Genomic DNA, 24,616 nt, shown 5'->3' with positions numbered 1-24,616 from the left:
GACGCTCCTTACGCATTCTGATTGGTGTATTCCACCAGCTCCTGGAGCTTCTCCAGTGCTCTGCCGCTGTCGATCTGCTCTGCTGCCAGGACAATGCCATCCGCAATGGTCTCTGCCTTGCCGGAAATATACAGGGCGCAGCCAGCATTCATCAGAACGATATTCCGTCTTGCATCCTGAATGGAACCATCCAGAATACCCCGTGTGATCCGGGCATTTTCATCGGCAATACCGCCCACAATTTCCTCTTTTGTCCCTCTGGGCAGCCCGAAATCCTCCGGTGCGATCTCATATTCTGTGACTGTACCATCCCGCACCTCTGCAACAGAAGTTTTGTCGGAAATGGAGATTTCATCCAGCCGGTCATTGCCGTAGACGATCATGGCACGCTTGATGCCCAGTCCCAGCAGCACGTGCGCCATTACCGGCAGCAGTGCCTTGTCATAGACACCCAGCACAATATAATTGGTAGACGCCGGATTGGTCAGAGGTCCCAGTACATTAAATACCGTCCGCAGTCCCAGATCTTTCCGCACCGGTGCCACATATTTCATGGAACCGTGATAGTTCTGGGCGAAGAGGAAGGAGATGCCTACATGTTCCACACATGCTTTTGCCTGTTCCGGAGTGGTCTGGATCTTCACGCCCAGGCTTTCCAGAACATCTGCAGCACCGCTCTTGCTGGAAACGCTGCGGTTTCCGTGCTTTGCCACAGGCATTCCCGCTGCCGCGATGACAAAGGAAGAGGTGGTGGAGATGTTGAAGGAATTCGCCAGGTCACCGCCAGTGCCTACGATATCAATGCTCTCTTCGCATCCGTTGACGTGCAGCGCTTTCTGGCGCATGCCCTTGGCGAAGCCGGTGATCTCCGGAATCGTCTCCCCTTTCATGCGCAGTGCCGTGAGCAGTGCGGCGATCTGCGCATTGGTGGCATTGCCGCTCATGATAATATCCATTGCCTCTGCGGCTTCCTGTTCTGTGAGGTCGTTGCCGTCCACCACTTTTGCGGCATACTTTTTCAGCTCTGTCTTGGGCTTTTCCTCCTTGATCGCCGGCAGGGGTACGGAAACGCCGGGGATCATGTTCAGGAAGTTCGCCAGCATCCGCTTTCCGTCCTCTGTCAGGAGCGATTCCGGGTGGAACTGCACGCCGTATGTGGGGTGTTCCCGATGTACCAGCGCCATGATCTGTCCGTCCTCGTCCCGTCCCGTAACTTTTAGACAATCCGGGAAATCGGATTCCTGGCAGATCAGGGAGTGATATCTGCCGCAAGGAACAAACTGAGGCAAGCCCTGAAACAATGGGCAAGTTACATCCAGGTTAATGCGGCTGGACTTGCCGTGCATCAGCACATTGGCACGGACGATAGTACCGCCGAAGGTTTCGCAGATGGACTGGTGTCCCAGACACACACCCAATATGGGGAGTTTTCCGCTAAAACGACGAATGGCTTCCATGGTGATGCCGGCATCCTTGGGATAACCCGGTCCTGGAGAGAAAATCAGCGCCTGAGGTTCCATAGCTTCGATTTCGCCCAGTGTTATTTCGTCATTGCGTACCACCTGAATATCCTTGTACAATTCGCCGATGTACTGATAAAGATTATAGGTGAAGGAATCATAATTGTCAATGAGTAAAATCATTGTTCTGCCTCCTTGATCGCATTGATGACTGCGAGCGCTTTGTTGACGGTTTCATAATATTCATTCTCCGGCACGGAATCTGCCACGATGCCAGCGCCCGCCTGGACATATGCCTTTTCGTTGGCAAAGAGCACAGTACGGATCGCAATGCAGGTATTGATATTGCCATCAAATCCCAAGTAGCCTACGGTGCCGCCGTAGAGTCCTCTCTTTTTGTTTTCGAACTGGTCGATGAGCTCCATGGCACGTACCTTCGGTGCACCAGAAAGAGTCCCTGCCGGCAGGATCGCCATAAGTGCATCCAGTGCAGTCTGGTCACTGTGCAGTTTGCCTGTCACATCGGAAACCAAATGCATAACCTTGGAAGCACGCTCTGTCACCATATACCGAGTCACCTTGACAGAACCGAACTCCGAAACTTTTCCCACGTCGTTTCTGCCCAGATCCACCAGCATGGTATGCTCTGCACGTTCCTTCGGGTCGGCAAGAAGTGCCTTTTCGTTTGCCTGATCCTCTTCCGGTGTCCGTCCTCTTGGCTTTGTGCCAGCAATGGGACGATTGTGGATGACACCGTTTGTGACCTCTGCAAGCATCTCCGGTGAGGCACCTGCCACGTCGTATTCCGGGGTATGGAAGTAGTAGAGATACGGTGACGGGTTCGTCGCACGAAGTCTCCGGTAGACGGAAAAGCTGTCCGGCGGATTGCTGATTTCGAATCGTTGGGAAAGGACGATCTGAAAGATGTCACCGTTCCGGATATATTCCTTTGCATCCCGTACCATTTGGCTGTACTGCTCCTTTGTCATATTGGAGCGAACTACAGACTCGCCCTGATGGTGCTGTTCCTGAGGCTGGGGATTATAATGGCGAATGATCTCTGCCAATTCTTCGGCTCTCCACTGAGCAGCTGCGTACTGAGCGCCCAGATCCCCATCTGTATGGAGATTCAGGATCACAATGCCGTTGCTGGTCAGGTGATCATATGCCACAAGTTCCTCATAGAGAAACAAATGACAGTCCGGCATATGGATATCATCCTCCGGCACATTAGTAAGCTTTTTCTCCATGTAGCGCACCGTGTCATAGCCGAAATAACCGATGAGACCGCCGGTAAAGTTTGGTGCATTCGGCAAAACCGGAGCACAGTATGCAGCCATGCGTTCTTTCAGAAAGGCAATGGGCTGTTCCACATAGAGGGTCTCAGTCTGATCTCCGGTACGGATCTCTGCGGTATTGCCGGTAATACGGATCTCCTGCTTCGGAGAAAAGCCGATAAAGGAATAGCGATCCCACTGCACACCGTTACTGACGCTTTCCAGAATAAAGGAATTGTGCCCCCGAGGTGCAAGTGCCGTGTAGATATTCAACGGCGTTTGGTTGTCTGCCGAGAATTCATAGAACACCGGGATGGTGTTATACTGTCCGGCAAGTGCCTTCACCTCTTCAAGTGTTGGTTTCAGCATATTGATCACTCCTCTTTTCAATCAAAAACAAATAAAAAAAGCCTGACATCCCAAAAACATGGGACGTCAGACTGTCGTCTACGTGTTGCCACCCAATTTCAGAAACAATACACCTGTTTCCCTCATTACAGATACGCCGGATAAAATCAGACCGGATATATCCTCTCCCGATAACGCAGGAACTGCGGCAATGGATACTGCGGCATCTGCCGGTTCGCCACGCTTCTCACAAACCCATTCACCAAACAGCGTACATATCGAGATCCCACCGTCCCCGACTCTCTGTGATGCCGTTTTGCCAGCTACTTACTTTTGCTCATGGAATTTAACCTATGTCTAGTATACGCAAAATCCGAAAATCTGTCAAGGGCTTTTTTGCATTTTTCAGCATTTTCATCGAATTGCGCAAATTTCTACAGAATTTTTATGTGATTTTCCACAAACATAGAAAATTTAACGCATACGCTATTCCATCAGGCGCATAGAAATGGGCATAGCAACTCCACAGGACAACCGAGAGACTCAAGGAGGTACTTATGTTACAGCTGCACAAAGCGATAGCGGCGTTATTCGCCGGATGTTTTTGTACCATGACCATGCATCAGCTGCCGATTCTAGGCAGTGCTTTTGAAGAGCGAGCCAGGCCTGTTCTGGATGCCATCCGCATTACTCATGTAGGCGACACGGATACCTGGACAGAACCTGAACCAGAATCTCTTCCGGAGCAGCAGCTGACCTGCACTCTGCCCCCGGAGCCGGAACAGCCGGAAGAGCCGATACAGACAACAGCACCGCCTGTGGCAACGCCTGTCACCACCACGACGGTGACATCTGTCCTTACGGAGCCGACTGTTCCGGCAGAGACAACAACCACAGTTGTCACAACAGCTGACCTGCCAGAAGAAACCACTGCTTGCCAACAGACGGATGACACTGCATCGGCAGTAGAGCCAGATGCAGAAACCGAGACTATCCCCATAGACGACCAATCCCTATTTGACATCCAGGAGACCTGGTTCAAGGCGTATATGGACTACCGCACCATTACGGACATTAGCTCCGCTCAGTACGAGTTACAACAGTCAGCATGGACAGACGAACACGGTCTGCGGCGGATAGGAGATGATTATCTGGTGGCAATGGGGACAGGCTGGCTGGAGGAAGGCTGCGGAGAGCGTTTTCTGGTAACGCTGGAGGGCGGTGAAACATTCACCGTTGTAGTAGGTGATATCAAGGCAGACTGCGACACAGATCCCACCAGGCGATACCGCAACTGCGGCGGCGGTGCAAACGTACTGGAATTCATTGTAGATACCTGGTGCATGACCAGCGAAGCAAAAAATGCCGGAACAGTTTCCGTTTATGCAGAGCTGGAAGGCAATATTGCGGAGATTGCACGAATCGAATAAAACAGAGGGCGGCAATTTGTGAAAGCCGCCTTTTTGTCGTGATATGGTAATCCATTTTATGAAATGATAAACTCTGTGAACTGTAGGGGCGAACTTTGTTCGCCCAAAAAATTTCCAGAAATAATCCAACGGGCGAACGCAGTTCGCCTCTACAGTTTCACCAAATTTGTACAATTGTGGAGAATACGGTGGGCGGATGATATCCGCCCCTACAATAGGTAATATTATTCCCCAAAAAACTGCCGCCGTTCCTGTTCTGGCAAGGAGTAATAGAACCGCTGCTTGATCTCCAGAAAAGACCGCAGTTCCGTCAGGATACAGTAGAGTATGGCACGGTTTTCAAATTCCTCCCGGTTCTCCGGCAGAGCGTCACTGCGATAGGCAGCGTGCAGATCCTCCAACCGTTCCAGCAGTCCAGTGCAGTCGTTGCACTCATGATACTGGGATGCAATTTCCGCCAGAAATCTGGACAAAGGCTTTGCCTGTTCTGGCACAATAGTCAGCTTGATGATCTGCCGGTAGATCTCCTGCAAGATCGTACACTGCTCCCGGCGCATGGTCACGTAACGAATATAATACAGATCGCTGCGCCATGTCTGGTTTTGCAGAAAGAGATCCGCCTCACGACGCAGTTCCTCTGAAAGACGCTCTGTTCTCTGAAAGCAATCTGTACCATAGCCCGTATGGTCTGTCTCCTGCAGCCGCCTGGACATGCGCTGGAGAATACCCTTGATCTCCGTGTCCAGTTCCTCCTGCTTTTTTCGGATCTGCTGCAAATTCTGGGGCATGAACCAATTGAGACAGACACCGATACCACTGCCGATGAGCAGAAGCAGTACCTCATTCCCTACCATACCAAGCGTTACACCGCCTGCCGCCATATAATGTGTTGCCATGACAGCATTTATGGGGATAGAATCCTCCATGCCCAGTCCGTAGCAGATCAACAACAGAAACAGCAAAACAATTCCGAATGACCATGGCTTTGTACCGCAGAACATGTATACAGGCGTACTCAGCAGCGTCATGATACCGAAAGCCGCCACCCGGCGGATACTGCTGCGCACCGTTTCACGCCGGGTATTCTGTACCGTCAGCAGGGTGATGATCCCGGCAGACGCCGCATTGTGCAGCCCGATGGCTTCCGCAAGCAGGATCGCCGCCACAGCGCCTACGGTTATTTTCAACGCCTTTATCCAATTGATACTGCGCCATATGGAGCGCATTCTCTCTCATCTCCTTCAAATTTGTAATTTATTATACATTATGCACTTAATTATGGTCATACATAACCAGCACATCCTCTGGACAGATGACAGTGTCACCCTGGGGAATCACGGTTTCCTTCCCACGACGAATCAGAACGATCAGTTCTTCCGGCGGCAGTTTCAGATCTGCCAGCCGCTTGCCGTTCCAGCTGTGCTCCGGCGGAATGGACAGTTCGCACAGCTGGATCTTCTGCATCTTCTCTTTACAGTGCCCTGCCGCCAACACAGCAATATCCCCTTCCTGCAAGATGGTATCCCCACGAGGAACAATGTTATCCGTTCCCCGAAGAATGGTGGCGAGGATAGTATCCGGCGGCAGTGAAAGACTGCTTACCGCCGCACCGATCCAACTGTTCCCCGATTCCAGGGACAGCCGCAGCAACTGAAGCTCTTTCTGTTCCGTATAGTCATTAAACGTTCTGAGCACATCTACGGTCTCGTCAATCATGTCCAGCTTTCTGGAAACCATAGGAAGAAGCGTTCCCTGCAAAGCAATGGAGAAGAGTACTACGCAGAATACCAGATGGAACAGGTCATATTCCAGCACAGCACCCCCGGCAACGGCAGTCAGTGCGAAAATAGCAGAAGTTGCACCACGAAGCCCTGCCCAGGAGACCAAAAGCTGTTGTCGTATTTTCGAACGGAACGGTGCCAGCAGCAATGCCACCACCAGCGGACGTGCCACAAATGTCAAAACGACGGCAATGGCAAGTGCCGAAAGGATCACACGCACCAGATTGGTGGGGGTGCACAGCAGCCCCAGTAGGAAAAAGACCATGAGTTGCATAAGACTGGTAATACCATCAAAGAAATGTACCTGTTTTTTCTTGTTTGGTATCTTAGCATTTCCTAAAATAATACCGGCAATATAGGCGCTCAGATAACCGTTTCCACCTACCAGTACCGGCAGGACATAGGACAAGATCGCCACCGCAAGCATGAATACCATATCAAAGCCTGATGTATCAAACCGGAATCGGCGCAGGAAAAAGACGGTACACAACGCCAGCAGCGCACCAATGCCCACGCCGTAGACGATCTGAGCGAATATCATATAAAGCATACGCCCGGTGGTAATGTCAGATGTCATCATGGTCAGGATCACCGTGGTCATCAGATAGGCGACCGGGTCATTACTGCCGCTTTCCACTTCCAAAAGCGAAGCTGTGCCATATTTCAGGTTCAGTTTTTTGGAACGGAGAATAGAAAAGACGGAGGCAGCATCTGTAGAACTGAGAACGGCGCCGATGAGCATACTCTCCAGCCATGCTGTATGTAGGGCAAAGTGACAAAATGCACCCATAGCAAATGCCGTCAGAAACACGCCCAGGGTGGAAAGCAGCACTGCCTTTCCGGCAACTGGTTTTGCGGCGCTCCATTTTGTTCCGAAACCACCATAAAAAATGATGAAGATCAACGCCACGGTACAAAGATTTTCTGTCATGGTAAAATCATCGAAAGCAATGCCAAGCACCCCGTCAATGCCACAAAGCATACCCACCGCCAGAAAAGCAAGCAGTACGGGAATACCCACCTTGCTGGTCAGCTTATTGCAAAGAATGCAGGCGATCATCACAAGTGAGAGAAGCAGCAGGATCAAATTCATTTTCGTTTCCTTTCGGTCGAAATAGGCTCTTTGTGCATGTCATCCATTTTTATGGTTATGTTTTTTGATGTAATGTCAGAAGAATTCCGAAGTCGGGTGGAAGCAGCCACTGCAACTGTCACTGTTTCTGCACCACAGGCTCTCAACAGTGCAGCGCAGCGGTTCAAGGTACTGCCCGTTGTCAAAACATCGTCGCACAGAAGGATCCGATAGCCTTTGAGATCTTTCTGCCGGGCAGAAAAATGGGAGACATTTTCCCGACGCTGCTTTGCAGTAAGCGTATGCTGCACTGCACCTCTGCCGCTGTCCAGGAGAAGATCCGTCCACATAGGAATCCTTGTCACTGATGCCAGTTCCTTTGCGATAACTTCAGCCGGATTGCAGCAGCGTTTCCACTTTTTTCGCCTTGCCATGGGAACCGGAACAATACAGTCATAGGTACGCAGTCGTGCATCTGCCAGAACACGTTTTCCCAACACCTCGCCGCAATACCAGCCGAATTGCAGACTCTCGGCAGCCTTGAGGGAAATCACGCCTTTCCGGGCGATCTCCTCATACGATGTGACTACCAGCGCATGGTCATATGCCAGATCATTTCCGCAGAGACAGGTTTCCAGAGGTTTTCCGCAGCCGGCACAGAATGTCTCCGCCGGAACGGTAATGGCGGCAATACAGGTATCGCAAAGATACTGCCGCCAGGAGATCGGGCTGCCGCAGCATGGACAAACATTTGGATAGATCAAATTTATCAAAAACATCCAGCATTTTCTAATATGGCGCAGTTCGTCTGGCATTTCTCCACCTCTTTCCATAGCTTGTTGCTCTATTATAACATAAAATTCATGGAAATGCAAATGGGTAAAACAAACACTTTACCCGATAAGGCAATACCCATACGGCATTGCCTTAAACCCACTGTTTTTCATGCGTATTTTAGGAAGCACTTGACTTCACTAAAAATTTCGTCTATAATGATATATGAGATATGCACGCATTTTCTGCGCCGCCGTATCACTTTATCAATTAAAAAGGAAATAACAAGATGCACACTGAATTTTTAATGGGTAATGCCGCCATAGCCATGGGTGCTGTGGCAGCAGGTCTCAATCTGATATCCGGTTATCCCGGAACGCCGTCCACTGAGGTGCTGGAAACAACAGCGAAACACAATCCCGGCAGCATCTATGTGGAATGGTCTGTCAACGAAAAAGCTGCCCTTGAGCTTGCCGCCGGCGCATCCTACTGCGGCGCAAGAACCATGGTGACAATGAAACAGGTCGGGCTGAACGTAGCATCCGACCCTCTCATGAGTCTGGCGTATATCGGCGTTAAGGGCGGCATGGTTATTCTGGTTGCCGACGATCCCGGTCCCATTTCTTCCCAGACGGAACAGGACACCCGGCATTTTGCCGCATTTTCCAAGCTTCCCTGCTTTGACCCATCCGGCGTGCAGGAGGCGTATGACATGATCCAGGACGCTTTCACCTACTCGGAGCAGTACCACACCCCGGTGCTGTTCCGTCCCACCACAAGAGTCTGTCACGGCTACACTTCGATTCAGGTCAAGGATCCGGTGGAATATCTGGTCAATGCACCAGAGGGCTTTATAAAGGATTCCTCCAAATGGGTCATTTTTCCGAAACTGTCCTACAACAGTCATATTCATATCGAACAGCGCAACGTTGATCTGTCTGACGTATTCTCCGCCTATGCCGGAAATCAAATCATTCCGGCGGCTGATCCAGCGTGCAAAAAGGGCATTGCCACTCATGGCATCAGCTATTCCTACACCATGGAATCCCTCCGAGACAAGGAATCCCCCAGGATATTCAAAGTCGCCACACCTTTCCCCTTTCCGGAAAAGGCAGCTCTGGCATTTCTGGAAGGACTGGACGAGGTGCTGTGTATTGAGGAACTGGATCCGGTCATCGAACGAGAACTAACCTATATCTGCGGCAAGTACCATCTGCCCACTCGGATCCGCGGCAAGCTGACTCAGGATGTACAGCCTGCCGGAGAGAACAATTGCGGCAGTGTTACAAAAAATCTCGCCGCCTTTCTGGGGTGGGAACAATCCGAAACAGCTGTACCAGATGCACCGCCCAAGCTGCCTGTCCGTCCGCCGGTACTCTGTGCCGGATGTCCTCATAGAGCATCTTTCTTTGCAGTAAAAGAGGCGATGAAAGGAAAAAAGACCGTATTCTGCGGTGATATCGGCTGTTATACCTTGGGGAACGCCATGCCTCTGGATATGGTAGACACCTGTCTCTGCATGGGTGCTGGGGTGAATATGACCCAGGGCATCGGGAAAATCGAACCAGATACCACATGTTTTGCCTTTGTGGGTGATTCCACGTTCTTCGCATCTGCCATTACCGGTGTAGTCAACGCTGTGTACAACCAGGCGAATATGACGCTGGTCATTCTGGATAATTCCACCACAGCCATGACAGGACACCAGCCCCATCCCGGCACAGGACGCACCATGATGGGTGAGATAGTAGAAAAGGTCAACATGGAAGCGGTGCTCCGGGGTATCGGGGTAAAAACAGTGGAAACGGTCAACCCCCTGCATCTGTCCGAAGCCATCGACTGCGTGAAACGTGTAGCAGCGCAGGACGGCGTCAAGGCGATTATTTTCCAGTCCCCCTGCGCTGTACTCATCAAGCCGGCTGCGCCTATGATTGTAGATGAAGACAAGTGCATCCAGTGCAAAAAATGTATCCGCACCCTGGGCTGTCCGGGAATCATTCTGCGTCAAGGCAAAGTGCAGATCGAACAGGCACTTTGCACGGGATGCGGCGTCTGCACACAGGTATGTCCTACAAATGCCATCGGAGGTGACTGTCATGCATAAAAATATTCTCCTCTGCGGCGTAGGCGGTCAGGGTATTGTCCTGACTTCGAAGCTGATTGCTGCTGCCTCTATGGCAAAGAATATCCCTGTTATGAGTGCCGAGACCATTGGTATGGCACAAAAAGGCGGCAGTGTATTCAGTTTTCTGCGCACAGGCGAAGGGCTCTACTGCCCTATGTTCCCCGAGGGAACGGCAGATCTCATGATCGGCTTTGAGCCGGCGGAAACCGTCCGCATGCTGCCCTATCTGAAGTCTGATGGTACTGTGATCTTGAATTCCCACCCCATCCTGCCAGTAACAGCGGCACTGGGCGGTGAGACCTATGACGGCACAGAAATGGTCGCCTATCTGAAAGCCCACGTCAAGCATCTGGTGATGCTGGACGGAGACAAGGCTTGTCGGGAGATCGGTTCGCCCAAAGTGTTGAATATGGTTATGCTGGGTGCTGCGATCCAGAGCGGTTGTCTGCCATTTTCTCTTAAGGATATCAAGGAAGCGGTGCAGAAAACCGGAAAGCCACAATTTTATGCATTGAATTGCAAAGCGTTGGATGCGGCGGAACAGTTTCTTGTTTCGTGAGAATTGTGAGATTTGATAGTGCACTCTTTTTTGTGCGTTGTTGTTCAAATACTTTATACTGTTCGTTTTCTAGATTTTTGTGCAAGAAAGGACTCTTTATTTATTATGAAAATTACGGATGAACAATTGACCCTTGTCAACGGCCGTATTCAGGCACTGCTTCGTTCCAACAGCTTCTACGGAAAAAAGCTGGAGGATGCCGGTGTCTCTGCGATACATTCCCCGGAAGAATTCGAAAAACTTCCCTTTTCCGAAAAGAAAGATCTGCGTGACGCCTATCCCTTGGGACTGATGACTGCCCCAGAAGAGGAAATCGTCCGCATCCATTCTTCCTCCGGCACTACGGGTACCCCGGTCATTATTCCCTACACTGCAAAGGATGTGGACGACTGGGCAATCCAGTTCAAGCGCTGCTATGAAATGGCAGGTATCACCCCCATGGATCGTATCCAGGTAACACCGGGCTACGGTTTATGGACAGCTGGTATCGGTTTCCAGAATGGTGCAGAAAAGCTGGGGGCAATGGTGATCCCCATGGGTCCCGGCAATACAGACAAACAGCTCCAGATGATGATGGATATGAAGAGTACTGTGCTCTGTTCCACCTCCTCCTATGCTCTGCTCCTGGCGGAAGAGATCCAGAAGCGTGGCATCAAGGATAAGATCCACCTGAAAAAGGGCGTCATCGGTTCGGAACGCTGGAGCGAGAAAATGCGGAAGCGTATCTCCACAGAGCTTGGCATTGAACTGTACGACATCTACGGACTGACAGAGATCTACGGCCCTGGCATCGGCATCAGCTGTTCAGAAAACCACGGGATGCACTACTGGGATGACTTCATCTATCTGGAGATCATCGATCCGGTGACCGGCAAGAATCTGCCCGACGGCGAGATCGGCGAGATCGTGATCACCACTTTGGTGAAAGAGGGAGCACCGCTCATCCGCTACAGAACCCACGATCTGTCCAGAATTATCCCCGGCGACTGTCCCTGCGGCAGTAAATTCCCGAGAATTGACACGATCCTGGGAAGAACTGACGATATGATGAAGATCAAGGGTGTCAATGTATTCCCTAGTCAGATCGAAGAAGTACTGGGGACATTCCCGGAGATCTCCAGTGAATACCAGATTCGCATCTCCCATCTGGACGGAAAAGACACGATGCGCATCTATGTGGAAACCACCGGTTCAGTGGATTTTACAGACCTGAGCAAGCGCATTGCCGAAAAGGTAAAAAGCCGCATCGGATTTACTCCTATTGTAAAAGTCGTTGAAATTGGGCTTCTTCCCCGGAGCACTAAGAAAACCGCCCGTGTCATTGACGAACGATATGATTGATATCATGAACGTTCCGAATTTACCTCTTGACATCACCCCAAAAAAACGATATAATAAAAGACAGAAAGTAGCCGGATGTATTTGCGGCGGCTGAAACGAAAAAGGAGAATCCATATGACATACAAAGAATCATTTCTGCGGTTTATGGTGGACTGCGGTGTGTTGACGTTCGGCAGCTTTACCCTGAAAAGCGGCAGACAGGCACCCTATTTCATCAATGCTGGTAATTATCACAACGGTTCCCAGCTCATGAAACTGGGACGGTACTATGCCGCCTGCATTGAAGAACACAATATCCCGGTGGAGACCCTCTTCGGTCCTGCATATAAGGGCATTCCCCTGGCGGCAGCTGCGGCAGTGGCTCTGGCGGACAAATACCAGAAAACCGTGAATTTCTGTTTCGACCGCAAGGAAGTCAAAGATCATGGCGAGGGCGGCATGTTTGTAGGAAAGCAGCTCACAGACGGCGAAAAAGTCGTTATCATTGAGGACGTCATGACTTCTGGAAAGGCAATGGCTGAGGTTTATCCCAAACTCAAGGCTGCCGCCGATGTTGACATTACAGGCATGGTCATTACTGTTGACCGCATGGAATGTGCGCTAGAGGGAAATCAGTCTGCGGTACAGACCGTCTATGAAAAATACGGCGTTCCGGTCTATGCTATCGTTACCATGGAAGATATTATCCAGGCGATCCGTGATGGTGTTATACCCGGTCAGGAGCATCTGGATGCGATGTTGGCATACCGCAAGGAATACGGTGTGTCTTAATTCATTCATACATATTCTGTGCATATTGCAGATTGCCGAGCACACGCCCGGCAAATGTTCCTGTAGCTCAGCTGGATAGAGCGGCCGCCTCCTAAGCGGCAGGTCGGGTGTTCGAATCACCTCAGGAACGCCACTAATAGGTCGATCTAAGATTTCATGCCTACTGCGTTAAAAATTCTTGCCAGGCGAAATCCTATCTACATTTTTCCCTTGTATGCGTAAAAAAACTACTCGAAAATCCGCACAAATATTTTATGCGAACATGCTCTAAAGCTTTTCTACCCCAACCTGGTCAGAGGTCTAAATTACAAACAAAAACGGAACTGCACGAACAGTTCCGTTTTTTGCTTATATAAACAGAATAATTGGTTATCTCAGATATCGTTCCGTACCAGATCTTCTAATGTTTCACGCTTTACTGCCAGACGGTCTGCGCCATTCTTAACAAAGACAACAGCCGGTTTCTGGAGACGATTGTAGTTGGATGCCATAGAATAGTTATAAGCACCTGTTGCACAAACAGCAATAATATCTCCCGGCTCACAGGACTGGAGCGCCATATTTTCGCCGATGAGGTCGCCGCTTTCGCAACATTTTCCGGCAATGGTCACTGTCTCTGTCTTTGGTTCCCCTGCCTTATTTGCCACTAGTGCATCATAGGCAGACTGGTACAGAATATAGCGTGGATTGTCGCACATACCACCGTCAATGGAAACATAGGTGCGGATATTGGGGATGATCTTCTTGCCGCCAACGGTGTACAGCGTAATGCCTGCCGGCGCCGCAATGGAACGTCCCGGCTCAATGAGAATAAACGGACGCTTTACATCGTGGCTTTCGCAGAAACCGTTGATGACCTTTGCCACTGCTTCCATGTACGCATCATAAGGCAGCGGATCATCTGCATCGGTATAGCGGATGCCAAAACCGCCGCCCAGATTCAGATCCTCTGTCTCAAAGCCTAGTTCTTTTTTCAGCTTTTCGATGAATTCCATCATGACTTCTGCTGCTGCCGTAAAGCCATGGGTATCCAGAATTTGAGAACCAATATGGCAGTGCAGACCACGCAGCTGAAGATTGGGATAGGACATTGCCTTTTGTACCGCCTCATAAGCCTCGCCGGTCTCCAAAGCAAAGCCGAACTTGCTGTCGATCTGTCCGGTGCGGATGAAGTTATGGGTATGGGCGTCTACGCCGGGCTTGATGCGGAGCAGAATCGGTGCGGTGACGTTCTTATCTGCTGCCAGCTGGTTCAGCTGTTCCATCTCATAGATGTTGTCCACCACAATGCGGCCTACCTTATATTCCAGCGCCATATTCAGCTCTTCCGTAGTCTTATTGTTGCCGTGGAAGCACGCCTTAGAAACGTCAAAGCCAGCCTGTAATGCGGTGTACAGCTCGCCGCCGGAGACTACATCAATACCCATATTTTCCGACTGCATCACACGATAGATCTCCTTACAGGAAAACGCCTTGCTGGCATAGCAGACCATTCCTTGACCATCGTAATATTTCTCAATGCTCTTCTGGAATGTCTGACAGTCCCGGCGGATCATATCCTCATCCATAACATAAAGAGGTGTACCATACTTTTTCGCCAGCGCCACTGTATCCACACCGCCGATGGTAAGATTGCCCTTTGCATTGATATCCAGATTATCTGATACAAACATTTTTTTTACTTCCTTTCCATTTTTAAACCGTTATTCCTCCGGCTCTAATGCGATCTCTTCTAAAACCGCCTGTACTTCAGTAACGCCCTCCCGTGTGACTGCGGAAAAGGGAATCACATGAATTTGTGAAAAATACGGAATTTCTGTCTCAAACGCCTGCATCCGTTTGGCTCGTTCTGTCTTGTTCAGCTTGTCCGCCTTGGTGAGAACGATCAAAAAAGGCAGCTCACTCTCCACCAAAAAGTCGATCATCTGCAAATCATCCTTGGACGGCGCATGGCGCATATCAATGAGCAGCAGGATCAGCCGCAGATCCCGATCTGCTCCCAGATAACCGGAGATCAGCCCCGACCAGCGTTCCTTTTCTGATTTCGCCACCTTGGCATAGCCATAGCCCGGCAGATCCACAATGGTCAGGGGATCTAACCGGTAAAAATTAATGGTTGCTGTTTTTCCTGGCACGGCACTGACACGAGCCAGCGACTTCCGCTGAAAGATTTTGTTGATCAGCGTAGATTTTCCCACATTCGATCGCCCCGCAAAGGCAATTTCCATGGAATTGCAGGGCGGTATCTGAGAAAAAGTGCCGTATGACGCAACAAATTGTGCATTCTGAAACTGCATACATCCTCCCTTTAAGCGTGACACATTTCCGGTTGTACAGCAGTGACATTGGATATTTCGACTTTCTCAGGCACAAGGGCTGTCTCCAGCACCGTGTCCAGAGTCTTTGCCGGAACAAATGTCACATGTTCCCGTACTACCGTATCGACTTCTTCCAGATCCGGCAGGTTTTCCTCTGGAATAATTACAGTCTGAATACCTGCTTTGTAGGCAGCCATGGATTTTTCCCGGAGACCGCCGATAGGCAGCACCTTTCCGTGAAGCGTGATCTCACCGGTCATAGCAACATCGCCCCGGACTGCTCTGCCGGACAAAGCGGAGATCAGTGCCGTTGCCATTGTGACCCCGGCAGAGGGACCGTCCTTCGGCACAGCACCCTCCGGCGCATGGATATGCAGATCACGGTTGGTGTAGAAATCCTCAGGAATGCCATATTGCTTCGCCACGCTACGGGTATAGCTGACTGCGATCTTTGCGCTTTCCCGCATGACATTGCCCAGGGAACCGGTGTATTCCACAGCACCCTTTCCCGGCATGACCAATACCTCCATGGGCATGAGCACGCCGCCCACCGAAGTCCATGCCAGACCGTTTACCACGCCCACCGTGTCCTCATGGCTCTGGGCATCGGGGCGGAATTTCTGGATACCTAGATATTCCCCGAGATTGTCGGCGGAAAATGTCACCTTTTTGCATTCACCGCTGACGATCTTTTTTGCTGCCTTCCGGCACAGAGTTCCAATCATACGCTCCAGTTCACGGACACCTGCCTCCCGGGTATAGCCGTCAATCACAGCGTAGATCACTTCGTCAGGGATCCGGCACTGGGTACCTTTCAGTCCGTGCTTGGCAAGCTGCTTCTTGACCAGATGCTCCCGTGCAATGTGGAACTTTTCCTCCCGGGTATAGCTGCTCAGCTCAATAACTTCCATACGGTCCAGCAGGGGTGCGGGAATGGGATCCAGGGAATTTGCCGTTGCAACGAATAATACCCGGCTCAGGTCAAAAGGCACCTCAATATAATGATCCCGGAACGCCTTGTTCTGTTCGCTGTCCAGCACTTCCAGCAATGCCGCCGATGGGTCACCCCGGAAGTCATTGCTCATTTTGTCCACTTCGTCCAGCAGGATCAGCGGATTATTGGAGCCGGCACGTGTCATGGCATCCATGATACGTCCAGGCATTGCGCCGATGTAGGTTTTCCGGTGTCCCCGGATGTCTGATTCATCCCGTACGCCGCCCAAGGACACACGCTCATATTTCCGTCCCAGTGCCTTTGCAATGGACTTCCCGATGGAAGTTTTACCCACACCTGGCGGGCCAACAAAGCAGAGGATCTGTCCCGTTGCCTCCGGCAGCAGGGAGCGGACGGCAAAGATTTCCAGGATACGTTCCTTCACTTTCTGTAGCCCGTAATGATCCCGTTCCAGCACACCCTGCGCCCGTTTCAGGTTCACCTTGGTGTGGGTGGAAACATTCCACGGCAGCGCCAGCACAGTGTCCAGATAATTCCGGATCACAAATGCCTCCTGAGATGCCATAGGCAGCCGTGACAGCCGTTCTGCTTCTTTCTCCAGCTTTTCCCGGCTGGCGTCGTCCAGAGGCAGGCTTTGGATCTGATCCTGATATTCCTCAAGTTCCGAGGCAGGGTCCTCTCCTTCGCCCAGCTGTTCTGCAATGAGATGCATCTGCTCCCGCAGATAATATTCCCGCTGGGAACGGTCAAGGTTTGCCTGGGTATCCTCCTGCAATTTACGTTCCATATGCAGGACATCAATTTCATCTGCCAGGATCTGCAGGAGCATTTTCAGTCGTTCGTTCCAGTCATCCTCTTCCAGGAGCAGCTGTTTTTCGGGATAATCCAAAGCGATATTAAATACAATATGCTCAAAGAGTTTTGCCTCATCATGTTCGCAGACCACTGAAGCCACAAGCTCCCGGGGCATCCGAGGCAGCAGCTCGGCATACTGCTGAAAAGCATCCTTAATGCAGCGCCCCACAGCTGTGCGCTCTGTACGTTTTTCTGCATCCGGAAGAATTTCTTCCCGCACCGCACAATCTGCCTGAGGATATGTCATATCTTCTCCGAGCTCTAGATAAGCAGTTTCGATGGTGACCCGTGTCTTGCCCTCTGCCAGAACACGTATGACCCCATCGGGCGTACGGAGCACCTGGCGAATCTCTGCGATGACGCCCATAGAATACAGATCCTTCTGCGTGGGTTCTTCCACCAGAGGATCACGCTGACTCACCAGAACCACACGGCGGTCTGCATCCATACCAGCCTGCAGCGCACGAACAAAAGGTTCCCGCGCCAAATCAAAATGCATCGTCATGCCCGGAAATAATACCGTGCCGCGCATGACAACAAGAGGCAGTTTTTGTATCGTTATTTCTTCCAATTGATTGTTCATATTCTCTGTTTTCCTTTCTGCGTCTATTCCTGCGATTGAGAGCTTATTCTCATTTTTCGTAACGACGCCGTATCAGGTAACGGTTCATTCCCTTCACCGCCGTGACCTCTGTCCGCCGGAATCCCAACAGCACCGACACGATCAGAATCAATTTGTTCTATTATACTATACTTCGTATGATTTTGCAAGTGGTAAGTCCTGAAAATTCAAAGTTCTGTTGCAAAAACAGAACATGTTTTTCAATTGTACCAGGCATTGTTTTATTTGTGCATCAGTTTTTCAAAAAGTTTTGTAAATCCCATTGCTTTTTTTTGCAAACTATGGTACAATTATCTTTGATTATGATAAATTGTTTCATGCGTAACGGCGCCCTCTGCGGAACTGCCCTGCGCAATTCAAATTTACCAGGAAGGCTGTGATGATAGGGTTGGAGAAAAAGCTGACCTTATATGGATTTAATAACCTCACGAAAACGCTGAGCTTTAACATTTTTGATGTATGCTATGCAAAGTCAGAACGGGAAAAGCGGGACTATATCCGCTATATTGATGAGCAGTACAATTCCGAGCGTCTGACCAATATTCTCTGCGACGTGACAGAAATGATCGGTGCAACCGTACTCAATATTTCTAAGCAGGACTATGAACCTCAGGGCGCTTCGGTGAATGTACTCATTGCCGAAGGCGAGGTTACGCCGGAGAGCATGGACGCCTCCTGCAATCAGGGAACAGAATTCTTGAAACGCCGGGATATCCACGCTCATCTGGACAAAAGCCACGTGACCGTGCATACGTTCCCGGAAAGCCATCCAGGCAACGAAGTCACCACCTTCCGAGTAGACATTGACGTATCCACCTGCGGCGAAATTTCCCCTTTGAATACGCTGGATTATCTCATCCGCAGCTTCGATTCAGATATTATTACCATTGACTATCGTGTCCGTGGATTCACACGAGATATCAACGGCAAGAAATTCTTCATGGATCACGATATGACTTCCATCCAGGACTTTATCAGCGAAGAGATCCTGCTGCGCTATGACGCACAGGACGTCAACGTATATCAGTCCAACATTTTCCACACCCGGATGCTGATCAAGGAACTAGAACTACAGAATTATCTCTTTAAAACCGACGCCTACGAATTAGACCCCCGGGTACGGCTGGATATTACCAATCGTCTGCGTCGGGAAATGATCGAGATCTTCAGCGGGAGAAATATTTATTGAGGAGACTTGCGGTATGGATTTGACACAACAGGATGCACCCCTGATGGATGCGCTGAAAGAACATCTCATGAACCGTGTGGTGCGGTTTGATGTTCCCGGACATAAGGGCGGCAGAGGAAACCGGGAACTGGCGGACTTTCTGGGAGACCGCTGTGTGCAGATCGATGTGAATTCTATGAAGAATTTGGACAATCTATGCCATCCCGTGTCGGTACTCCGAAACGCCCAGGCACTGGCAGCAGAGGCATTCGGTGCAGCAAATGCCTTTTTTATTATCAATGGCGCAACAGGTGCATCACAGGCAATGATCATGTCCGCCTGCAAAGCCGGGGAAAAACTGATCATGCCCCGGAATGTCCACCGGAGTGCCATCAATGCTTTGGTTGTGAACGGCGCTGTTCCGGTTTATGTAGATCCAGACGAAAACAAAGATCTGGGTATTCCCTTAGGCATGTCCGTGAAAGCTGTGGAAAAGGCGATTTTGGAAAATCCGGATGCCAAGGCAGTGTTGGTGAACAATCCCACCTATTACGGCGTCTGTCCGGATATCCGGCGCATTGCAAAGCTGGCGCATGACCATGGAATGCTGCTCTTAGCTGACGAGGCACACGGAACCCACTTCTATTTCGGGGAAAATCTCCCCTGCTCTGCCATGGCAGCAGGTGCGGATATGGCTTCAGTGAGCATTCACAAGACCGGCGGTTCTTTGACCCAGAGTGCCATGCTTCTGTGCGCAGAGAGCGTCAATGCCGACTATGTACGCCAGGTCATTAACCTGACCCAGACCACCAGTGCATCCTATCTGCTCATGGTATCCCTGGATATTGCACGGCGGAATCTGGCGCTGAACGGACGGGAAATGTACCGGAAAGCGGTGCAGTACGTGGATTATGCCAGAGAAGAGATCAACCGCATCGGCGGCTATTATGTCTACGGTGATGAGCTTTGCAACGGCGATTCATTCTATGCCTTTGATCGGACGAAGCTGTCCATTCACACGAGAAACACTGGGCTTGCAGGCATTGAGGTATACGACCTGCTCCGAGACGAATACGGCATCCAGATCGAGTTCGGCGACATCGGCAATATCCTTGCCATCGTCACTGCTGGAGACCGTGCCCTGGAGATCGAGCGGCTCATTTCTGCATTGTCGGAAATTAAACGGCTGTACGGTGGCGATCCCACGGGAATGCTCCAGAGCGAATACTTAGCGCCGGATGTGGCACTGCCGCCCCAGCAGGCGTTTTATGCAGAGAAAAAGGCAGTTGCCCTGGAACAGAGCGTGGGCGAGATTTGCAGTGAGTTTGTCATGTGCTATCCTCCAGGAATACCCATTCTGGCACCGGGCGAGCGCATCACGGCGGACATTGTGGATTACATTCAATATGCCAAGGAAAAGGGCTGTTCCCTGACGGGGTCGCAGGATATGGAGATTACAAAGCTGAATGTGGTGAAATGACGCCAAAAACCAAAGTACAAGAAAGCGTACTTTCAATTTTATTTGTGATGCAGATACCGATGTATTTTGCAGATCAAGCGAAAGAAAAAGATCGAGTAAATGAAGGAACAGCAGTTTGAGGATATCAAGGAGAGATATTGGAAACAGTTGAGTGTGTAAAACGGCAAATCGAAATTTTTAAAAGTGATAAAATTAGTCATGGAGGTTGACTATGAAAAAAGGATTTATTATCGTTGGAGAATGTGCTTTGTTGATTATTATAATACTTATTATAAAGATTACGCTTGAAAACTTTATACCTAAAATAGTAAATAACAATATAATAAGTTTTGTGTTCTATTTCATTTCAGCTATGGGTAGTGTTTTGATATACCGTATGAATACAAGAAGTAAATAGCATAACTTCCAATTTATCTCCCCCACCCCAAACAGAAAGGAGATCCCCATGGACATTTGGTACACCGAAAATCACACCGAAAACGTGCGGCTGTCCATCCGCATCGACAAACAACTCGCAAGCGTGCAAAGCGAATTCCAGCGAATCGACGTATTTGATTCCGTAGAATTCGGCCGTATCATGACGCTGGACGGACTGCTCATGGTGACGGAAAAGGACGAGTACATCTACCACGAAATGATCACCCACATCCCCATGGCAACCAACCCGGACATCAAGCGGGTACTGGTTATCGGCGCAGGAGACGGCGGCACCGTCCGGGAACTTTGCCGGTATTCCACTATCGAGCACATCGACATGGTGGAAATCGACGAAATGGTGGTGCATCTGGCAAAGGAATACCTGCCCTTTACAGCGTGCAGCCTGGACGACCCACGAGTGCATATCTACTACCAGGACGGTCTGCGGTTTGTCCGCAAAATGGAAAACGCCTATGACCTCATTATCGTAGATTCCACCGACCCCTTCGGCGTAGGCGAGGGACTGTTCACCAAGGAATTTTACGGCAACTGCTACAAGGCACTCTCCCCTGACGGCATTCTGGTCAACCAGCACGAGAGTACCTTTTACACGTCCTATTCCAACGCCATGAAGCGTGCCCACAGCCGTATCAAGCACTTCTTCCCCATCGCCCTGGTCTATCAGGCGCATATCCCCACATATCCTTCCGGGCATTGGCTCTTTGGCTTTGCATCCAAAAAGTTTGACCCACGTCAGGATTTGCAAGCGGACTGGTGGAATAGTCTGGGACTGAAAACACGGTATTATAACACCATCCTGCATCAGGGCTGCTTTGCCATCCCGAATAATGTCCGGGATGCACTGCGGGAAGCGACAGGCCGAAACTGACATAAGGAGAAAGCCATGGGCTTATTTGATTTTTTCAAGAAAAAAAACGATGTGGCAAAGGAAATGAAAGAACTGGAAGCCATTCACAAAGCCGGTCTTCATACCGTCGATGACATCCGGGACGAAATCCTGCAAAAGACGGCAGTGCATTGTATGATGCTGAAACTGACGGATACCAAGCCAGGATTGTTAGACAGCAAGGTGGGCGGAATTGGCTATGTGCCTCATGACGGGCAGATTCCTCAAGACAGTGAGGGCAAGGAATTGCAGCTTCTGGCACAGATCGACTGCACAAAAATTACATTGGAAGATTTTCCCCACCAGGGTCTGCTGCAATTCTGGATCTTGAACAATGATGTCTACGGACTGGATTTTGAAGATAACACCAGGCAGAACACCTTTCGGGTGCTTTATTACAAAGATGTGGACAGAACTGTCACCGAGGACAAGGTGCGTGGGAAAATGCACAGTGATACTTCGGACGACGATTGTTATTTTCCGGTGTTTGACTGTTATGGACTAGCATTTTCTGCGGAAACAGATACAATTTCTGTCTGCGATTGCCATTTCGACAGTCGTATCACAAAACTGGTACAAAAATATTACCCAGACGAAGCAGAAGACTTGCTGGACGATCCGACAGATTTTGAAGATGAGGACAAAAACGGTTTCGGTCACAAGATCGGCGGTTATCCTGGATTCACTCAGTGGGATCCCCGCAGTGAGGACGACAGCCATGAAGTGCTGCTGTTCCAGCTGGACAGCGAATTCGGAGACGGCGAGGACAAGATCTTATGGGGCGATGCCGGCATCTGCAATTTCTTTATCAATCGGGAAAATCTCAGACGCTGTGATTTCAGCGATGTGATTTATAACTGGGATTGTTGTTAAATATAATTTGGAGGTATAATCATGGGAAAAGCATTGATTATCGGAGCCGGCGGCGTTGCCGGAGTAGTCATTCACAAGTGCTGTCAGAACAGCGAGGTATTCACGGAGATCTGCATTGCCAGCCGTACCAAATCCAAGTGCGATAAGTTCAAGGAAGAATTGCAGGATAAGACTTCCACAAAGATCACTACGGCACAGGTGGATGCCAACGACGTGAACCAGCTTATCGCTCTGATCGAACAGGAAAAGCCGGATATCGTCATTAACGTGGCACTTCCCTATCAGGATCTGACCATTATGGATGCCTGCCTTGCCACAAAGACGGACTATGTGGACACTGCCAACTATGAGCCGGAGGATACGGCAAAGTTCGAATACAAATGGCAGTGGGCATACCGGGAAAAATTCGAAAAAGCCGGCATTACCGCACTGCTGGGCAGCGGCTTTGATCCGGGTGTAACCGGCGTATTCTGCGCTTATGCACAGAAGCATTATTTCGATGAGATTCACTATATTGACATTCTGGACTGCAACGGCGGCGATCATGGCTATCCCTTTGCCACCAACTTCAACCCGGAAATCAATATCCGTGAGGTTTCCGCAAAGGGCAGCTATATCGAAAACGGTCAGTGGGTGGAAACAGAGCCCATGGAGATCAAGCGTGTGTATGACTTCGATCAGGTTGGCGAAAAGGATATGTACCTGCTGCATCACGAGGAACTGGAGTCCCTGGCGCTGAATATCCACGGCATCAAACGCATCCGGTTCTTTATGACCTTCGGTCAGAGCTACCTGACGCATCTGAAGTGTCTGGAAAATGTGGGCATGACTTCCATTGAACCCATCCTGTACGAGGGCAAAGAAATTGTTCCTCTGCAGTTCCTGAAGGCAGTACTCCCCGATCCGGCATCCCTGGGTCCCCGCACGGTGGGCAAGACCAATATCGGCTGTATCTGTCAGGGTGTCAAGGACGGTAAGCCTGTGAATTACTATGTGTATAACGTCTGCGACCATCAGGAATGCTACAAGGAAGTCGGCTCTCAGGCTGTCTCCTATACCACAGGTGTTCCGGCAATGATCGGGGCAATGATGGTCATGACCGGCAAGTGGAAAAAGCCGGGCGTGTATAATGTGGAGGAATTCGATCCTGATCCGTTTATGGAAGCACTGAACAAGTGGGGTCTGCCCTGGACGGAGAATTTTGATCCGGTGCTGGTGGATGAAAATGTTCCTGAAAGTCAAGAAAAAAATCCTAAAATATATGAGAACATCGAACAAGTTTTCGATGAAAAAAAAGCGCAGGAAGAATTGGAGAAAGGATATAAAAAAGCTGAGAAAATTTTGAAGAATCGAGAAAAAATGGAACGATTCTTACAAAGGCTTGAAAAGAAGCTGAAATCAATTCCTGTTTTAGGTGAGAAGTTATCTTATATTCCTGCGATGGTTTCATTGTTAAAAAGCTACATCGAAAAGGAATACACTGATTTACCATTGGGAACTATCATCGCAATTACCAGTGCTTTGCTCTATTTTGTATCTCCGATTGATCTTGTACCTGACAGCATCCCGGTTATTGGCTATTTTGATGATGCTGCCGTAGTTGCTGCGTGTTGGAAATTAGTGGAGTCAGATGTAAAAGAATATCTGAAATGGCGTGAGGACAATAACAAAGTTGTGATTTAAAAACAGTGAACGGATCGTAATAATGTACCACGTAAAACTACTTCTCAAATACACCATCCGGGAACAGATTTTCTACGAGGAATCCATTTTGCAGGTTGATGCCGACTCTTTTGATGCGGCTTATCAAAAGGCAGAGAACTACGTCAGCCGGATGATCGAACCCCAACGCAAAAATATGTATGGCGACACAGTACATTGCTCTATCGTGGATTATCTGGATTGCTTTCAATCTGATAATATAGAGGATGATGTGCAGGAAGTGTATTCCAGAATTTTTCAAAATCGTTTCGGACTTTCTGAAAAGGAATTGGAAAAATGCCTCGGCGATTCATCTACACGAGAGGAAATGCTGCCCCTTCGGTATTTCCCCGATCAAAACGAAATCTAAATCAAGAAAGCG

19 protein-coding genes, 1 tRNA gene and 1 pseudogene are annotated in these 24,616 nt (G+C 49.8%); 13 read left to right on the top strand and 8 right to left on the bottom strand.

The features are described 5' to 3' along the window. Positions 1-8: 8 nt before the first annotated feature. Positions 9-1,643, bottom strand: a complete 1,635-nt coding sequence (locus QZ375_RS03470) for a bifunctional anthranilate synthase component II/anthranilate phosphoribosyltransferase (protein ID WP_295215324.1) — start codon at positions 1,641-1,643, stop codon at positions 9-11. Next, positions 1,640-3,106: an anthranilate synthase component I gene (gene trpE / locus QZ375_RS03465; protein WP_295215321.1), complete on the bottom strand. Its 1,467-nt coding sequence runs from the start codon at positions 3,104-3,106 to the stop codon at positions 1,640-1,642. Before trpE ends, QZ375_RS03470 begins: the two co-directional genes overlap by 4 nt. A 536-nt stretch (positions 3,107-3,642) precedes the next feature. Between trpE and QZ375_RS03460 the strand changes: the two genes are divergently transcribed. Next, positions 3,643-4,515, top strand: a complete 873-nt coding sequence (locus QZ375_RS03460) for a hypothetical protein (protein ID WP_295215298.1) — start codon at positions 3,643-3,645, stop codon at positions 4,513-4,515. Between the two features lie 224 nt (positions 4,516-4,739). On the opposite strand, the gene QZ375_RS03455 is transcribed toward QZ375_RS03460, so the two are convergent. The 3 genes from QZ375_RS03455 to QZ375_RS03445 are packed head-to-tail and all read right to left on the bottom strand — an operon-like array spanning position 4,740 to position 8,201. Beyond that, positions 4,740-5,741 carry an aromatic acid exporter family protein gene (locus QZ375_RS03455; protein ID WP_295215295.1) on the bottom strand — a complete coding sequence of 334 codons (1,002 nt, stop codon included), beginning with the start codon at positions 5,739-5,741 and terminating at the stop codon, positions 4,740-4,742. A 46-nt stretch (positions 5,742-5,787) separates the two neighbouring features. Then, positions 5,788-7,389, bottom strand: a complete 1,602-nt coding sequence (locus QZ375_RS03450; protein WP_295215292.1) for a potassium/proton antiporter — start codon at positions 7,387-7,389, stop codon at positions 5,788-5,790. Further along, positions 7,386-8,201 (bottom strand): phosphoribosyltransferase family protein, encoded by an 816-nt coding sequence (locus QZ375_RS03445; RefSeq protein ID WP_295215289.1) that lies wholly within the window; start codon positions 8,199-8,201, stop codon positions 7,386-7,388. Before QZ375_RS03445 ends, QZ375_RS03450 begins: the two co-directional genes overlap by 4 nt. Before the next feature lie 230 nt (positions 8,202-8,431). Between QZ375_RS03445 and iorA the strand changes: the two genes are divergently transcribed. The 5 genes from iorA to QZ375_RS03420 all read left to right on the top strand — a co-directional run bounded on the left by iorA (position 8,432) and on the right by QZ375_RS03420 (position 13,071). Next, complete coding sequence (gene iorA, locus QZ375_RS03440) at positions 8,432-10,246, top strand: indolepyruvate ferredoxin oxidoreductase subunit alpha (protein ID WP_295215287.1); 1,815 nt, start codon at positions 8,432-8,434, stop codon at positions 10,244-10,246. Next, positions 10,239-10,826, top strand: a complete 588-nt coding sequence (locus QZ375_RS03435) for an indolepyruvate oxidoreductase subunit beta (RefSeq protein WP_295215284.1) — start codon at positions 10,239-10,241, stop codon at positions 10,824-10,826. Before iorA ends, QZ375_RS03435 begins: the two co-directional genes overlap by 8 nt. A 105-nt stretch (positions 10,827-10,931) precedes the next feature. Beyond that, positions 10,932-12,167: a phenylacetate--CoA ligase gene (locus QZ375_RS03430; protein WP_295215281.1), complete on the top strand. Its 1,236-nt coding sequence runs from the start codon at positions 10,932-10,934 to the stop codon at positions 12,165-12,167. A 114-nt stretch (positions 12,168-12,281) separates the two neighbouring features. Then, on the top strand, positions 12,282-12,938 hold the full coding sequence (gene pyrE, locus QZ375_RS03425) for an orotate phosphoribosyltransferase (protein WP_295215278.1): 657 nt from the start codon (positions 12,282-12,284) through the stop codon (positions 12,936-12,938). Between the two features lie 56 nt (positions 12,939-12,994). Next, a tRNA-Arg gene (locus QZ375_RS03420) sits at positions 12,995-13,071 on the top strand. 241 nt (positions 13,072-13,312) lie between these two features. Here the strand turns inward: QZ375_RS03420 and lysA are convergent. Genes lysA through lon form a run of 3 tightly spaced genes read right to left on the bottom strand, consistent with a single transcriptional unit; the run spans position 13,313 to position 17,649 of the window. Further along, positions 13,313-14,611, bottom strand: coding sequence for a diaminopimelate decarboxylase (gene lysA, locus QZ375_RS03415; protein WP_295215275.1), 1,299 nt, complete (start codon positions 14,609-14,611; stop codon positions 13,313-13,315). A 30-nt stretch (positions 14,612-14,641) separates the two neighbouring features. After that, on the bottom strand, positions 14,642-15,235 hold the full coding sequence (gene yihA, locus QZ375_RS03410; RefSeq protein WP_295215272.1) for a ribosome biogenesis GTP-binding protein YihA/YsxC: 594 nt from the start codon (positions 15,233-15,235) through the stop codon (positions 14,642-14,644). A gap of 11 nt (positions 15,236-15,246) precedes the next feature. Then, positions 15,247-17,649 carry an endopeptidase La gene (lon, locus tag QZ375_RS03405; RefSeq protein WP_295215269.1) on the bottom strand — a complete coding sequence of 801 codons (2,403 nt, stop codon included), beginning with the start codon at positions 17,647-17,649 and terminating at the stop codon, positions 15,247-15,249. Between the two features lie 415 nt (positions 17,650-18,064). On the opposite strand from lon, the gene speD reads away from it, so the two are divergent. The 7 genes and pseudogenes from speD (at position 18,065) to QZ375_RS03370 (ending at position 24,604) form a co-directional block, all read left to right on the top strand. After that, positions 18,065-18,877, top strand: a complete 813-nt coding sequence (gene speD / locus QZ375_RS03400; RefSeq protein ID WP_295215266.1) for an adenosylmethionine decarboxylase — start codon at positions 18,065-18,067, stop codon at positions 18,875-18,877. Positions 18,878-18,890: 13 nt separating this feature from the next. Then, the gene (locus QZ375_RS03395; RefSeq protein WP_295215263.1) at positions 18,891-20,336 is read left to right on the top strand and encodes an aminotransferase class I/II-fold pyridoxal phosphate-dependent enzyme; all 1,446 of its coding nucleotides are present in this window, start codon (positions 18,891-18,893) and stop codon (positions 20,334-20,336) included. A 445-nt stretch (positions 20,337-20,781) separates the two neighbouring features. Then, the gene (gene speE / locus QZ375_RS03390) at positions 20,782-21,642 is read left to right on the top strand and encodes a polyamine aminopropyltransferase (RefSeq protein ID WP_295215260.1); all 861 of its coding nucleotides are present in this window, start codon (positions 20,782-20,784) and stop codon (positions 21,640-21,642) included. Between the two features lie 15 nt (positions 21,643-21,657). Beyond that, a complete protein-coding gene (locus tag QZ375_RS03385) occupies positions 21,658-22,533 on the top strand; it encodes a DUF1963 domain-containing protein (RefSeq protein WP_295215257.1) in 876 nt (291 codons plus the stop codon). Between the two features lie 21 nt (positions 22,534-22,554). Further along, positions 22,555-23,754, top strand: a pseudogene (locus QZ375_RS03380) (saccharopine dehydrogenase family protein); the annotation flags it as partial. Positions 23,755-23,892: 138 nt separating this feature from the next. Then, on the top strand, positions 23,893-24,216 hold the full coding sequence (locus tag QZ375_RS03375) for a YkvA family protein (RefSeq protein WP_365728210.1): 324 nt from the start codon (positions 23,893-23,895) through the stop codon (positions 24,214-24,216). Positions 24,217-24,238: 22 nt separating this feature from the next. Next, entirely contained in the window at positions 24,239-24,604 is a 366-nt protein-coding gene (locus tag QZ375_RS03370) for a DUF4288 domain-containing protein (RefSeq protein WP_295215254.1), read from the top strand. The last annotated feature ends 12 nt before the right edge of the window (positions 24,605-24,616 follow it).

The sequence above is a fragment of the Ruminococcus sp. genome, assembly GCF_019417665.1.
Classification (GTDB): Bacteria; Bacillota; Clostridia; order Oscillospirales; family Ruminococcaceae; genus Ruminococcus_C.
The sequence above is the reverse complement of the archived record's forward strand: the minus strand, read 5'-3'. Positions and strand labels throughout refer to the sequence as shown.

What these genes read in the sequence shown, in the direction of transcription:
- QZ375_RS03470 (WP_295215324.1), bottom strand. Translation starts at nt 1,643, where the DNA reads ATGATTTTACTCATTGACAATTATGATTCCTTCACCTATAATCTTTAT.
- trpE (WP_295215321.1), bottom strand. Translation starts at nt 3,106, where the DNA reads ATGCTGAAACCAACACTTGAAGAGGTGAAGGCACTTGCCGGACAGTAT.
- QZ375_RS03460 (WP_295215298.1), top strand. Translation starts at nt 3,643, where the DNA reads ATGTTACAGCTGCACAAAGCGATAGCGGCGTTATTCGCCGGATGTTTT.
- QZ375_RS03455 (WP_295215295.1), bottom strand. Translation starts at nt 5,741, where the DNA reads ATGCGCTCCATATGGCGCAGTATCAATTGGATAAAGGCGTTGAAAATA.
- QZ375_RS03450 (WP_295215292.1), bottom strand. Translation starts at nt 7,389, where the DNA reads ATGAATTTGATCCTGCTGCTTCTCTCACTTGTGATGATCGCCTGCATT.
- QZ375_RS03445 (WP_295215289.1), bottom strand. Translation starts at nt 8,201, where the DNA reads ATGGAAAGAGGTGGAGAAATGCCAGACGAACTGCGCCATATTAGAAAA.
- iorA (WP_295215287.1), top strand. Translation starts at nt 8,432, where the DNA reads ATGCACACTGAATTTTTAATGGGTAATGCCGCCATAGCCATGGGTGCT.
- QZ375_RS03435 (WP_295215284.1), top strand. Translation starts at nt 10,239, where the DNA reads ATGCATAAAAATATTCTCCTCTGCGGCGTAGGCGGTCAGGGTATTGTC.
- QZ375_RS03430 (WP_295215281.1), top strand. Translation starts at nt 10,932, where the DNA reads ATGAAAATTACGGATGAACAATTGACCCTTGTCAACGGCCGTATTCAG.
- pyrE (WP_295215278.1), top strand. Translation starts at nt 12,282, where the DNA reads ATGACATACAAAGAATCATTTCTGCGGTTTATGGTGGACTGCGGTGTG.
- lysA (WP_295215275.1), bottom strand. Translation starts at nt 14,611, where the DNA reads ATGTTTGTATCAGATAATCTGGATATCAATGCAAAGGGCAATCTTACC.
- yihA (WP_295215272.1), bottom strand. Translation starts at nt 15,235, where the DNA reads ATGCAGTTTCAGAATGCACAATTTGTTGCGTCATACGGCACTTTTTCT.
- lon (WP_295215269.1), bottom strand. Translation starts at nt 17,649, where the DNA reads ATGAACAATCAATTGGAAGAAATAACGATACAAAAACTGCCTCTTGTT.
- QZ375_RS03395 (WP_295215263.1), top strand. Translation starts at nt 18,891, where the DNA reads ATGGATTTGACACAACAGGATGCACCCCTGATGGATGCGCTGAAAGAA.
- speE (WP_295215260.1), top strand. Translation starts at nt 20,782, where the DNA reads ATGGACATTTGGTACACCGAAAATCACACCGAAAACGTGCGGCTGTCC.
- QZ375_RS03385 (WP_295215257.1), top strand. Translation starts at nt 21,658, where the DNA reads ATGGGCTTATTTGATTTTTTCAAGAAAAAAAACGATGTGGCAAAGGAA.
- QZ375_RS03375 (WP_365728210.1), top strand. Translation starts at nt 23,893, where the DNA reads ATGGAACGATTCTTACAAAGGCTTGAAAAGAAGCTGAAATCAATTCCT.
- QZ375_RS03370 (WP_295215254.1), top strand. Translation starts at nt 24,239, where the DNA reads ATGTACCACGTAAAACTACTTCTCAAATACACCATCCGGGAACAGATT.